At 75.3% G+C, this 12,689-nt stretch carries 12 protein-coding genes; 8 read left to right on the top strand and 4 right to left on the bottom strand.

Annotated elements, in window-relative coordinates:
* Nucleotides 1-90 precede the first annotated feature (90 nt).
* Nucleotides 91-1,053 carry an RNA polymerase sigma-70 factor gene (locus tag ACZ4FH_RS28300; RefSeq protein WP_467308381.1) on the top strand — a complete coding sequence of 321 codons (963 nt, stop codon included), beginning with the start codon at nucleotides 91-93 and terminating at the stop codon, nucleotides 1,051-1,053.
* 50 nt (nucleotides 1,054-1,103) lie between these two features.
* On the opposite strand, the gene ACZ4FH_RS28295 is transcribed toward ACZ4FH_RS28300, so the two are convergent.
* Both ACZ4FH_RS28295 and ACZ4FH_RS28290 read right to left on the bottom strand, forming a co-directional pair.
* Nucleotides 1,104-1,748, bottom strand: coding sequence for a response regulator transcription factor (locus tag ACZ4FH_RS28295; RefSeq protein WP_467308380.1), 645 nt, complete (start codon nucleotides 1,746-1,748; stop codon nucleotides 1,104-1,106).
* Nucleotides 1,736-2,890 carry a sensor histidine kinase gene (locus tag ACZ4FH_RS28290; RefSeq protein WP_467308378.1) on the bottom strand — a complete coding sequence of 385 codons (1,155 nt, stop codon included), beginning with the start codon at nucleotides 2,888-2,890 and terminating at the stop codon, nucleotides 1,736-1,738. Before ACZ4FH_RS28290 ends, ACZ4FH_RS28295 begins: the two co-directional genes overlap by 13 nt.
* 111 nt (nucleotides 2,891-3,001) lie before the next feature.
* Here ACZ4FH_RS28290 and ACZ4FH_RS28285 point away from each other — a divergent pair, with 111 nt between their 5' ends.
* A complete protein-coding gene (locus ACZ4FH_RS28285; protein ID WP_467308377.1) occupies nucleotides 3,002-4,228 on the top strand; it encodes a serine hydrolase domain-containing protein in 1,227 nt (408 codons plus the stop codon).
* Between the two features lie 36 nt (nucleotides 4,229-4,264).
* Here ACZ4FH_RS28285 and ACZ4FH_RS28280 read toward each other — a convergent pair whose 3' ends face one another.
* Nucleotides 4,265-4,528, bottom strand: coding sequence for a ferredoxin (locus ACZ4FH_RS28280; protein WP_467308375.1), 264 nt, complete (start codon nucleotides 4,526-4,528; stop codon nucleotides 4,265-4,267).
* Complete coding sequence (locus ACZ4FH_RS28275; RefSeq protein ID WP_467308374.1) at nucleotides 4,528-5,685, bottom strand: Rieske 2Fe-2S domain-containing protein; 1,158 nt, start codon at nucleotides 5,683-5,685, stop codon at nucleotides 4,528-4,530. The genes ACZ4FH_RS28280 and ACZ4FH_RS28275 overlap by 1 nt, the downstream gene beginning before the upstream one ends.
* 265 nt (nucleotides 5,686-5,950) lie before the next feature.
* On the opposite strand from ACZ4FH_RS28275, the gene ACZ4FH_RS28270 reads away from it, so the two are divergent.
* The 6 genes from ACZ4FH_RS28270 (at nucleotide 5,951) to ACZ4FH_RS28245 (ending at nucleotide 12,478) form a co-directional block, all read left to right on the top strand.
* A complete protein-coding gene (locus ACZ4FH_RS28270; RefSeq protein ID WP_467308373.1) occupies nucleotides 5,951-6,697 on the top strand; it encodes an SDR family NAD(P)-dependent oxidoreductase in 747 nt (248 codons plus the stop codon).
* Between the two features lie 133 nt (nucleotides 6,698-6,830).
* Entirely contained in the window at nucleotides 6,831-7,991 is a 1,161-nt protein-coding gene (locus ACZ4FH_RS28265; protein ID WP_467308371.1) for a steroid 3-ketoacyl-CoA thiolase, read from the top strand.
* Between the two features lie 10 nt (nucleotides 7,992-8,001).
* On the top strand, nucleotides 8,002-10,197 hold the full coding sequence (locus ACZ4FH_RS28260) for an acyl-CoA dehydrogenase (protein ID WP_467308369.1): 2,196 nt from the start codon (nucleotides 8,002-8,004) through the stop codon (nucleotides 10,195-10,197).
* 2 nt (nucleotides 10,198-10,199) lie between these two features.
* Nucleotides 10,200-11,069, top strand: a complete 870-nt coding sequence (locus ACZ4FH_RS28255; protein ID WP_467308367.1) for a MaoC/PaaZ C-terminal domain-containing protein — start codon at nucleotides 10,200-10,202, stop codon at nucleotides 11,067-11,069.
* Entirely contained in the window at nucleotides 11,066-11,707 is a 642-nt protein-coding gene (locus ACZ4FH_RS28250) for a PaaI family thioesterase (RefSeq protein WP_467308366.1), read from the top strand. Before ACZ4FH_RS28255 ends, ACZ4FH_RS28250 begins: the two co-directional genes overlap by 4 nt.
* A gap of 9 nt (nucleotides 11,708-11,716) precedes the next feature.
* A complete protein-coding gene (locus tag ACZ4FH_RS28245) occupies nucleotides 11,717-12,478 on the top strand; it encodes an SDR family NAD(P)-dependent oxidoreductase (RefSeq protein ID WP_467308364.1) in 762 nt (253 codons plus the stop codon).
* The last annotated feature ends 211 nt before the right edge of the window (nucleotides 12,479-12,689 follow it).

Here is a 12,689-nt window from a genome sequence, read left to right as displayed (position 1 = left end):
AAGGCCACCCCGGTGCGGTGTCACGGACGGGCGCCGGGCGGCGACTCGTGCGTGACAGGCACAGGGGACGCGAGCGGGCGGGAGACGGCGATGCACGAGCCGGTACGGAACAGCCGGACGGCGGACGACGGGGCGGGGAGCGGCCCGGCAGGGGCCGGCGGGACCGGCACGGACGACCGGACGGCCGGGACCGATCCGGCCACCGAGGCCTTCGTCGCCCACCGCAACCTGCTGTTCACCGTCGCCTACGAGATGCTCGGCTCCGCCGCCGACGCCGAGGACGTCCTCCAGGAGAGCTGGCTGCGCTGGGCCGGCGTCGACCAGGGCACCGTCCGCGATCCGCGCGCCTTCCTCGTCCGCATCACCACCCGCCAGGCGCTCACCCGGCTGCGCACCCTGCGCCGCCGCAAGGAGTCCTACGCCGGCCCCTGGCTGCCCGAACCGCTGCTCACCGCCCCCGACGTCGCCGAGGACATCGAGCTGGCCGACAGCGTGTCCATGGCGATGCTGCTGGTGCTGGAGACCCTGGCCCCGACCGAGCGGGCCGTGTTCGTCCTGCGCGAGGTGTTCGCCCTCGACTACGAGGAGATCGCGCGGGCCGTCGGCCGCAGACCCGCCACCGTCCGGCAGATCGCCCACCGGGCCCGCGCCCGTGTCGCGGCCCGCCGCCCCCGCGAGACCGTCCCGCCGGACCGGACCCGCGCCGTCCTGACCGCGTTCCGGCAGGCCGTCGGGACCGGCGACCTCACGGCGCTCCTCGGCCTCATCGCTCCGGACGTCGTCCTGCTCACCGACGGCGGGGGCGTCGTCCGCGCCGCCCTGGAACCGGTCGTGGGCGCCCGCGCCGTGGCCGCCGTGCTCGGCCGGATCGACGCGTCGACGCTGAGCCATGCCCAGGTCAACGGGCATCCGGCGCTCGTCCTGCGGACGGCCGGCACGATCGACACCGTCCTGGCCGTGCGCCTGGCGGGCGGGCTCATCACCGGCCTCTACGCCGTCCGCAACCCCGAGAAGCTGGCGCGGCTCGACCACGAGACCGCCGTCACCCGCTGAGCCCGCCCCGGCCCGCCCGGGGTGCCGGCGCCTGCCGGGCCGAAACGGGTTCAGCGGTGACTGAGATGGGTGAGCACCGCGAGGACCCGGCGGTGGCCGGTGTCGGCGGGGGAGAGGCCCAGCTTGGCGAAGATGTTCCCGATGTGTTTGTGGACGGCGTTCTCCGTGATCACGAGCCGCTCGGCGAGCGTGGTGTTGTCCAGGCCCTGCGCCATGAGGGCCAGGACCTCGCCCTCGCGCGGGGTGAGGGAGGCGAGCGGGTCGTGGGCGCGCGGGGCGAGGAGCTGGGCGATCACCTCGGGGTCCATCACGGTCTCCCCGGCCGCGACCCGGCGCAGCGCGTCGGTGAACGCGGCGACCCGGCCGACCCGGTCCTTGAGCAGATAGCCCACGCCGCCGCTGCCGTCGGCGACCAGCTCGCCCGCGTAACTCCGCTCCACGTACTGGGAGAGGACCAGCACCGGCAGCCCGGGACGGCGGCGGCGGGCCCGGATCGCGGCGCGGATGCCCTCGTCGCGGAAGCCCGGGGGCAGGCGCACGTCGACGAGCGCGACATCGGGGCGGTACGTGTCGACGGCCGCCGCGAACGCCTCCACGTCGCCGGTGACCGCCGCGACCTCGAACCCCTTGGCCGTCAGCATCAGTTCGAGCCCGTGGGCCAGCAGGACGTTGTCCTCCGCGATCACGACCCGCACGGCAGCTCCACCGTGAGCGCGGTCGGCCCGCCGGCGGGGCTGCTCAGGCGGACGCTGCCGTCGAGCGCCAGGACGCGGTGGCGGATGCCGGTGAGCCCGGTGCCCCGTCCCGCGTCGGCGCCGCCGCGCCCGTTGTCGCGGACCTCCACCCGCAGCCGGCCGCCGTCGCGCACCACGCGGACGGCGGTCCGGGTGGCGCCGCTGTGCTTCGCGGCGTTGGTGAGCGCCTCGGCCACCGTGAAGTAGGCGACGGCCTCCACCGCGGCCGGGACCTCGCCCAGCGCGCCGACGTCCAGCGTGGTGCCCGAGGCCGGACCCGGGGCCAGCGACGCCAGCGCCCCGGCGAGCCCGCGGTCCGCGAGGACCGGCGGAAAGAGCGTCCGGGTCACCGCGCGCAACTCGGCCATGGCCGCCTCCGTCCCCTCGTGCGCCTCCTTCAGCAGCGCGGCGACCGTCCCGGGGTCCTCGCCCAGCGACTCCCGCGCCAGGTCCAGTCGCAGCGCGATGCCCACCAGCCGGGCCTGCGCCCCGTCGTGCAGATCCCTTTCGATACGGCGCAGTTCGGCACCGTGCGCGTCCATCGCCCCGGCCCGGGTCTCGGTCAGGGCGGCCACCCGGCGGGCCAGCAGCTCGGCGGCCGAGGGGGACAGCAGCACCACGGCCGTCCGGGCGTGCAGCCGGGCCGGCCCGGGGGCGAGCGCGCACGTGAGGGCCGCGAAGGCGAGGGCCTGGGCGGTGCCCAGGGTCAGGGCCGTGCCCCAGCCGGTCAGCGGGGCCCCGGCGGCGAAGCCGCCCGCGCGGGTGCCCTCGGGCAGGGCCCACCACATCGGTACGGTGACGGCGGCGGTCACCGCGTTGGCCGCGCACACCACCGCGGGCAGTCCGGCCGCCGCACCGGTCACCGTCCAGACGCCCAGCCCGCCGAGCACCCGCCACGCCCCGGACCGCACCGGCCCGGCGGGCGGCGCGTGCAGCAGCCGTGCCGCGCGTTCCCGGTGCCGGAGCGCCCAGGCGCGGCCCGCCGCGGGGACGAGGAACACCGGCAGGGCGAGCAGGGTGAGGGCGGCGGCGGCCAGCGTGCCCAGCAGATACCCCAGACTCCGGGGTGTCGCCGAAATCCGCCCGCGCACAAGGTCGTTCATGCGCACCAGTGTCGGCGGCGCGGACCGGCCGGGCACTACAGCAGGCCCCCCTGTTTCCCCGCCCGCGAGCGGTATCGTGCCGCCCCCGCGCCCCGCCCTAGCGTCGGCGCCATGAACCACACCCCGACCCGTACCCGCCGCGCCCTCGTCCTGGCCGCGGCCCTCGCCGCCACCCTGTCCACCGCGCTGCCCTCCGGTCCGGCCGCCGCGCGGCCCGCACCCCCGGACGTCCGGGAGCTGCTCCGGCGCGACGCCGGCGCGCTCGTCGCGGCCGGGGCCACCGGGGTCCAGGCCCGTCTCGTCACCGCCGACGGCACGGGAACCACCGCCACGGCGGGTGTCGCCGACCGTGCGACCGGCCGCCCGGTCCCGGACACCGGCCATTTCCGGATCGCCAGCGTCACCAAGACGTTCGTGGCCACCGTCGTCCTCCAACTGGCCGCCGAACACCGGCTCTCCCTGGACGACACGGCCGAGCGGTGGCTGCCCGGAACGGTCTCGGGGAACGGCAACGACGGCCGGGCGATCACCCTGCGGCAGCTGCTCAGCCACACCGCCGGACTCCACGACGACTACCCGGACTACGTCTCGGCGGCGGACTACCGGGAGCACCGGCTGGACCGGTACACGGCCGAGGAGACCGTCGCACGGGCGATGCGCCACGAGCCGGACTTCGCGCCCGGCACGCGCTGGGCGTACTCCAACACCGGCTATGTGCTGCTCGGCATGGTCGTCCGGCGGGTCACCGGGAACTCCTGGCAGCAGGAGGTGGAGCGGCGGATCGTCCGGCCGCTGGGGCTGCGGCACACCACGGGCCCCGGTCCCTCGCCCGCGCTGCCCCGGCCGCACGCCACCACGTACCAGCGGTTCGCCCCCGGTGAGCCGTTGGTGGACGTCACCGAGCAGATCGGCTCCGGCACCAACGGGGAGGCGGGGATGATCTCCACCACCGCCGACCTCGCCCGGTTCCACCGCGCCCTGCTCGGCGGCCGGCTGCTGCCGCCCGCCGCCCTGGCGTGGATGAAGCGGACGGTGCCGGTCGGCCCCGCGTTCGAACGGTTCATGCCCGGGGCCCGCGACGGGCTGGGGATCTTCGCGCGTCCGCTGTCCTGCGGCGGGGCCTACTGGGGGCACGAGGGCGGTGACGCCGGGTGGATCACCGCCACCGGTGCCACCGAGGACGGCCGGCACGCCGTCACCGTCTCGCTCTCGGGTGTGCTCGCCGCGTCCGACGACGACGTCGTGCGCGTGGAAGGCGCCCTGAACCGGCTCGTGGACGATGCCCTGTGCACGGCCCGGGACACCGGCCCCGGAAGCGCCCCGGGCCCCGGGCGCTGACGCGCGGCGCCCCGGCGGCCGGGGCGGGACGGGTGTCTAGGCGGTGCGCTCCTCGCCGCCGTCCACCACCTCGACGGTGCCGTTCAGCGCCGCCTCGCGGATCGTCTCGCGCAGCGCGCCGCAGCCCTCGAAGGCCGTGGCCGCCGTCGCGCGCTCCGCGCAGGCGGCCGCGGACCGGGCGTCCCACTGCACACTGGTCTGCTGCCAGCTGCTCTTGCGCACCAGGACCCGCGCGGCACACCGTCCGCAGTCCAGCGGGCGCATCGGGGCGCCGTCGAGAAGGCGGTTGTCGGTGCGCATCAGGCCGGTCCTCCGGCGGCGGCGGCCCGGCGGGCGAGGTTCGCCTCGACCTCCTTCTGCCACGCCTCGACCGGCCGGGTGGTGTCCAGCTCGAACTCGAAACGGTCCGTCATCTCCGGTGTCACGTCGGCGGCGTCCACGTAGAACTGCTCGTACCAGCGGCGCAGCTGGTAGACCGGGCCGTCCTCCTCGCACAGCAGCGGGTTGTCGATACGGGCCTTGTTCTTCCAGATCTCGATGTCCTGCTCGAACCCCAGCTTGATGAACTGGGCCATCCCCGCGGCGAGCTGGTCGGCCGCGTCCCCCGCCATGGCGGGCGAGCGCTGCACGGTGATCCCGTACTGGAGCACGAACCTGTTGGCGTCCACCGGATAGTGACAGTTGATCAGGACGCAGTCCACGTCGCCGGTCTCGTAGTGGTACGTCAGGTCGTCGATCATGAAGGACGGTCCGTGGTACGAGGCCACGGACGTGCTGCCGATCGTCCTGCGCTCCGTGCCGTCCTCCTGGGGGCGGGCGTCGGGGCGGCCGGTGGCGCGCATCCGCTGGGTGGCGGTGTGGCCCTCGAAGACGTTCTCGAAGTACGTCGGGAACGAGTAGTGGACGTAGAAGAAGTGGGCCATGTCCACCACGTTGTCCACGACCTCGCGGCAGTTGGCGTCGACGACGGTCTCGTACCAGAGCCAGTCGGTCCACTCGTCGCTGGTCGCCCCGGCGATGCGGGGGATGCGGACGTCCTCGGGCGGCGGATTGCCCTCCGGGTCGTTCCAGACGAAGAGCATCCCGTCCTGGTCCAGGGTCCGCCAGGACGCGGTGCGGGCGCGCAGCGGCACGCGCTTGGAGTACGGGATCTGCTTGCACCGCCCGTCGCCGCCCCAGCGCCAGTCGTGGAACGGACACGCGACCTCGTCGCCCTTGACCGTGCCCTGGGAGAGGTCGCCGCCCATGTGGCGGCAGTGGGCGTCCAGGACGTTGAGCGTGCCGTCGCCCGCCCGGAACACCACGAGCTTCTGCCCGAAGGCCGTCACCGCGTGCGGCTTGCCGTCCTTGTACGTCTCCGACAGGCCGAGGCAGTGCCAGCCGCGGGCGAAACGGGCGGGTGCCGCGGTGGCCTCGATGGCCCTGACGTCGTCGTGTGCCGACTCCACTGCGCTCACGTTGCTCTCATCCCCTTCGAGGAGCCTGGTGGCCTCGGGTGCGGACCGCGCCGGGCCGGTCCGGACGTACGAGACCGTCGTCCGGCTTCCGGACGCTAGGCCCGGATCGCGGCGCGTGGGCGGGGGAGTCCCACTGACCGGTACCGGGCGCCGGAGGCCGCCGAGGGGCCCGTCCCGGTCGGTGGGACCGGGCCCGCGCCCCGGGACCGGCCGCCCGTACAGTCCGCCGCCCGTCCGACGGCACACACACATGGAGGAGCCCGGCATGCGGCGTTTCGAGGGGAAGAAGGTCCTGCTCACCGGGGCGGGATCTGGGATCGGGCGGGCCACGGCGCTGCGCCTGGCCGCCGAGGGGGCGGCGGTGTTCGGGGTCGACCTGTCGGCGGAGGGACTGGAGGAGACCGCGCGGGCGGTGACGGGTCCGGGCGGCTTCACGGCGCACGTCGCCGATGTCGCGGACGAGGACGCGGTGGTCGCGGCCGTGGCCGAGGCGGCCGGATCGCTCGGCGGCATCGACGTGCTGGCCAATGTGGCGGGCACCCACCGCACGACCCCGGTGGACCGGCTGACGGTGGCGGACCTGGAGCTGCTGTTCCGCGTCAACACGGTCGGCACCGCGCTGTTCTGCCGGGAGGCGCTGCCCCGTCTCCCCGACGGCTCCGGCGTGATCGTCAACGTCGCCTCGTCGGCCGCCTCGCACGGCAATCCGTACATGACCGCGTACGCCGCCTCCAAGGGCGCGGTCATCGGGTTCTCGCTCTCGCTGGCCGCCGAGGTCGCGCACCGGGGCATCCGGGTGGTGCCCGTCTCGCCCGGTTCCGTCGCCACCCCGCTGGCCGGGCCGCACGTGCTGCCCGCCGGTCTCGACGTGTCGTACTACGCCCGGATCCGGGCCCCGTTCGGCACCGCGAGGCCCGAGCAGATCGCCGGGGTGATCGCCTTCGCCGCCTCGGAGGACGCGGCCTGTCTGACGGGCGCGGAGATCCGGGCGGACGGCGGCTCCCACATCTGAGGGGCGGCTGAGGTGGTCCGGGGCGGCCGGCCACTGAGCGGGACTGGCCCTTGCCAGTTTCCAGAACGAATTCTAGTTTTCCTCGCACAGTGTCCCGGCCCCCCACGGGCCCCTCACCCCCTTTTGGAGAGCCATGACCGAGGCCGTCATCGTCGAAGCCGTACGGACACCGGTCGGCCGGCGCCGGGGCGTCCTGTCCGGGCTCCACCCGGCGGAACTCCTCGGGTTCGCCCAGAAGGGCCTGCTGGAACGGGCCGGAATCGCCGCCGACAGCGTGGACCAGGTCATCGGCGGCTGTGTCACCCAGGCCGGCGAGCAGTCCAACAACGTCACCCGCACCGCCTGGCTGCACGGCGGACTCCCGCACACCACCGCGTGCACCACCATCGACTGCGCCTGCGGCTCCTCCCAGCAGGCCGTGCACCTGGTCGCGGGCCTCATCGCCTCCGGCGCCGTCGAGACCGGCATCGGCTGCGGGGTCGAGGCCATGAGCCGGGTCTTCCTCGGCGCCGCCCTCACCCCCGGCAGCGGCTCCCCGGTCCCGGACAGCTGGTCGCTCGACATGCCCGACCAGTTCACCGCCGCCGAACGCATCGCCCGCCACCGCGGCATCACCCGCGCCGACGCGGACGCCCTCGGGCTCGCCTCCCAGCGCAAGGCGGCCCGCGCCTGGGCCGAAGGCCGCTTCGACGGACAGATCATCGGCGTCGACGCCCCGGTCACCGGCCCCGAGGGACCCACCGGCGAGACCGTCACCGTCACCCGCGACCAGGGACTGCGCGACACCACCCCCGACGCGCTCGCCGCCCTCAAGCCGGTCCTCCCCGACGGCATCCACACCGCCGGGAACTCCTCCCAGATCAGCGACGGCGCCGCCGCCGTCCTCCTCATGAGCCGGGAGCGCGCCGCCCGCGAGGGACTGCGGCCCCGCGCCCGGATCGTCGCCTCCGCCATGGTCGGCTCCGACCCGTACTACCACCTCGACGGGCCCGTCGCCGCCACCGAACGCGTCCTGGCCAGGGCCGGAATGACGCTCGCCGACATCGACCTCGTCGAGATCAACGAGGCCTTCGCCTCCGTCGTCCTGTCCTGGGCGCAGGTCCACCAGGCGGATCTCGACAAGGTCAACGTGAACGGCGGCGCCATCGCGCTCGGCCACGCCGTCGGCTCCACCGGCGCCCGGCTCCTCACCCAGGCCCTGCACGAACTGGAACGCACCGGGAAGTCCACCGCCCTGATCACCATGTGCGCCGGCGGGGCGCACGCCACCGCCACCGTCATCGAACGCATCTGAGGGGCGCGCCATGACCATCGGACTCACCCAGGAACACCTCGACCTGCGCGACGCCGTACGCGCCTTCGCGACCCGGCACATCACCGAGGACACCCTGCGCGCCGCCGCCGACGCCGCCAAGGAGACCCTGCCCGCGCACTGGAGCGGACTCGCCGCCCAGGGCCTCCTCGGGCTCCACCTGCCCGAGGAGAACGGCGGAGCCGGCTACGGCCTCGTCGAACTCGCCGTCGTCACCGAGGAACTGGGCCGCGCCTGCGCCCCCGGCCCGTTCCTGCCGACGGCCCTCGCCTCGGCCGTCCTGCACGCCGCCGGCCACGCCGGCTACCTGGCCCCGCTCGCCGCCGGCACCACCCTCGGCGCCGTCGGCCTCGGCGCGGGCACCCTCGCCCTGACCCGGGCGGCCGACGGCACCGCCACCGTCAGCGGCACCTCCGAAGCGGTCATCGGCGGCCACCTCGCCGATGTGTTCGTGCTGCCCGTCTCCGACGACGGCCGCACCACCTGGCTGGTCCTGCCCCGCGCCGCCGTGGACACCACCGACCTCCGCAGCCACGACCTCACCCGCCGCTCCTCCCGGGTCACCGCCCGCTCCGTGCCCGTCCCGGCCGGCGATCTGCTGGACCTCGACCCCCGCACCCCGCTCGATCTCGCCGCGACGCTCTTCGCCGCCGAGGCCGCCGGACTGGCGGACCGCTGTGTGACCACCGCGGCCGCCTACGCCCGGGTCCGCGAGCAGTTCGGCCACCCCATCGGGATGTTCCAGGGCGTCAAGCACCGCTGCGCCCGCATGCTCGCCCAGGCCGAACAGGCCCGCGCCTGCGCCTGGGACGCCGCCCGCGCGGCGGGCCCCGCGGGCGCCGCCGACCCCCGCGAAGCCTCCCTCGCCGCGGCCGTCGCCGCCGTCGCCGGCCCCGACGCGGCCTTCGCCGCCGCCAAGGACTGCGTCCAGGTCCTCGGCGGCATCGGCTTCACCTGGGAGCACGACGCCCACCTCGCGCTGCGCCGCGCCCAGACCCTGCGCCTCGCGCTCGGCCCGGCCGCCGTCTGGCGCCGCCGGGTCGCCGCGCTCACCCTCGACGGCACCCGCCGCACCCTCGGCGTCGAACTGCCGCCCGAGGCCGAGACCGTACGCGCCGCCATCCGCGCCGAACTGCGGGAGGCCGCGGCCCTCGACGGCCACGCGCGCCTCACCCACCTCGCCGACCACGGCTACACCGCCCCCCATCTGCCCGCCCCCTGGGGCAAGGGCGCCGGACCCGTCGAACAGCTGGTCATCGCCGAGGAGTTGCAGGCCGCGGCGCTCACCCCCGTCGACATGGTCATCGGCGGCTGGGTGGTGCCCACCCTTGTCGCCCACGGCGACCCCGCCCAGCAGGAGCGCTTCCTCGCACCCAGCCTGCGCGGCGACATCCGCTGGTGCCAGCTCTTCAGCGAACCGGGCGCCGGCTCCGACCTGGCCGCCCTCACCACCCGCGCCGAGAAGACGGACGGCGGCTGGCTGATCACCGGCCAGAAGGTGTGGACGTCCATGGCCCGCGACGCCCACTGGGGCGTCCTGCTGGCCCGCACCGACGCCGACGTGCCCAAGCACAAGGGCATCTCCTACTTCCTGCTCGACATGACGAGCCCCGGCATCGACATCCGGCCGCTGCGCCAGATCACCGGAGAGGCCGAGTTCAACGAGGTCTTCCTCGACGGGGTGTTCGTCCCCGACGCGCACCTCGTCGGCGCACCCGGCGCGGGCTGGAAGCTCGCCCGGACCACCCTCGCCAACGAGCGCGTCGCCCTCTCCCACGACTCCGTCGGCTCCGGTGCCGAAGCCCTGCTGGAGATCGCCGCCGCCTCCGCCGGACTCGACGACGAACAGCTCACCGTGCTCGGCGGCCACCTCTGCGACGCCCAGACCGGCGCCGTCCTCGCCCTGCGGACCACCCTGCGCACCGTCTCCGGACAGCAGCCCGGCCCCGAGGCCTCCGTCGCCAAACTCCTCGGCGTCGAACACCAGCAGCGGGTCTGGGAGACCTGCATGGAGTGGCAGGGCACCGCCGCGCTCACCGGCGAGGGCGAACGCCTCGACGCCACCTGGCAGTTCCTCAACGCCCGCTGCCTGTCCATCGCGGGCGGGACCACGGAGGTCCAGCTCAACATCATCGGCGAGCGCATGCTCGGCCTGCCCCGCGACCCCGAGCCCACCCAGAAAGGCTGACCGTGCCCATCGACCGCGACAAGGCGCTCACCGCCGAACCGTCCGTGCGCGAGATCCACTGGACCACCCGTGACGTGCTGCTCTACCACCTGAGCCTCGGCGCCACCGCGCCGCACCTCACCTACGAGAAGCACCTCGGCGTGCTCCCCGCCTTCGCCCTCGTCGCCGGAACCGGCATCTCCTCCGGCGAGGCCGCACCGCCCTCCTTCCACCTCCCCGGCATCGACATCGACCTCCGGTCGGTCCTCCACGCCGGCCAGGGGCTGCGCGTCCACCGCCCGCTGCCCGCCTCCGGCACCGCCACCCTCGCCTCCCGGGTCGCCGAGGTGCGGGACAAGGGCAAGGCCGCCCTGATCGTCCTGGAGTCCACCGCGTCGGACGCCGGCGGCGCGCCCCTGTGGACCTCCACCATGCGCATCTGGGCGCGCGGCGAGGGCGGCTTCGGCGGCGGCCCCGGCCCCGAGGAGGACTGGACGGCCCCCGACCGCCCCGCCGACACCGTCCTCACCTCCGCCACCACCCCGCAGCAGGCCCTCTGGTACCGCCTCAACGGCGACCTCAACCCCCTGCACGCCGACCCCGAGTTCGCCCGCGCCGCCGGCTTCGACCGGCCGATCCTGCACGGGCTCGCCTCGTACGGGCTGCTCTGCGAAGCCCTGGTCACCGGGCTCCTCGACGGGGACGTCCGCCGCCTCACCGGCCTCGCCGTCCGCTTCGCCGGACCGGTCGTCCCCGGCGAGACCCTGGAGACCTCCGTCTGGCACGACGGCGCCACCGAGGACGGGGAGCGGCTGCTGAAACTGCACACCGGCTGCCCGGAACGCGACGGCGCGCCCGTGCTCACCCACGCCACGGCGACGGTGACCGCGTGAACGCCCCCGCCCACGAGGCCACCGCCACCGGCCCCCGGCTCGTCGCCGCACCGCACGAGGACGGGGTCGACGCCGCCGTCGCCGCGGCCCGCCGGGTGGTCGCCGCCCTGCTGCGCGCCGGCGACGGCTCCGGCGCCGACATGCAATCCGTCACCGCCCGGCTGGAGGCCGTCGCCGACGAGCTGACCGCACGCGCCCCCGGCCGCGACGCCCGCCTCGCCGAGATGTGGCACGGCGAGGGCGTCACCCGCCACGACCCCGTCACCGGCCCCGAGAACGCCCTCGCCCCGCCGCTGCGGCTGCACGGCCGCGACGACGGCGCCGTCGCGGGCACCGTCACCCTCGACCTGCCCTACCAGGGACCGCCCGGCCATGTGCACGGCGGCGTCTCCGCGCTGCTCCTCGACCACACCCTGGGCGTGGCCAACCACTGGGGCGGCACCTCCGGCATGACCGCCGAACTGACCCTGCGCTATCTGCGGCCCACCCCGCTGTTCGAGCCCCTGACCGTCACCGGCCGGCAGCTCTCGGTCGACGGCTCGCGCATCCGCACCGTCGGCGAGATCACCGCCGGTGGCCGCACCTGCGTCACGGCCGAGGGCCTGTTCATCAACAAGCACCTGCCCCGGCCGAGCTGAGGAGGACCGATGGGACACCTCGACGGAAAGACCGCCGTCGTCAGCGGCGCCGGCCAGGGCGTCGGCCAGGGCATCGCCCTCGCACTGGCGGCCGACGGGGCCGATGTGGCCGTCCTCGGCCGCACCCCGGAGAAACTGGACACCACCTGCGCCCTGCTCCGCGCCCGCGGCGTACGGGCCGAGCCGTTCGTGCTGGACGTCCGCGACACCGCGCGCGTCACCGAGGTGGTGGACGAGGCCGCCGACCGCTTCGGCGGGATCGACATCCTCGTCAACAACGCCTACACCGGCGCCTACGGGCCCCTGCTCCAGCTCAGCGACGCCCAGTTCCGCAAGGGCTTCGACAGCGGGCCCTTCGCCGCCTTCGCCTTCATGAAGGCCGCGCATCCGCACCTGAAGGCCAACGGCGGGGGAGTGATCGTCAACCTCGTCACCTCCGCCATGGTCCGCTGGGACCTGAGCACCTACGGGGCCTACGCCTCCGCCAAGGCGGCGCTGCGCACCCTGACCCGGGCCGCCGCCTGCGAATGGGGCGCGGACGGCATCCGCGTCAACGCCGTGGCCCCGCACGCCGCCTCGCCCGCCTACGCGGGATGGCAGGAGGCGCACCCCGAGGAGGCCGAGGAGTTCTGCGCCTCCATCCCGCTCGGGTACGTCGGCGACTGCGAGCGGGACATCGGGCGGGCCGTCGCCATGATCTGCGGACCGGACGCCCGCTATCTGACCGGGGCCACGATCCCGCTCGACGGCGGCCAGGCCCACTTCGGCTGACCGGGGCGGCGCGCCCGCCTCCCGGTCAGCGGGACCGCCCCGGCCGCGACCGGCCGGACGGCCTAGCGTCGCCACCGGCGCGGAGCCGGCCGGGCCGGGACCCGCCGGCCCGCGGCACCGGTCCGGGCGGACCGGCCACCGCCGCCCCGCCCCGTCCGGCGGCCCCCGCCCTTCCCACGGACCGCGCCGCGTCGCCCGCGCGCTTCCGATT

The sequence above is a fragment of the Streptomyces sp. NPDC024555 genome (assembly GCF_055559335.1).
Note: the sequence above shows the minus strand (reverse complement) of the source record. Positions and strands in the feature narration are given on the sequence as shown.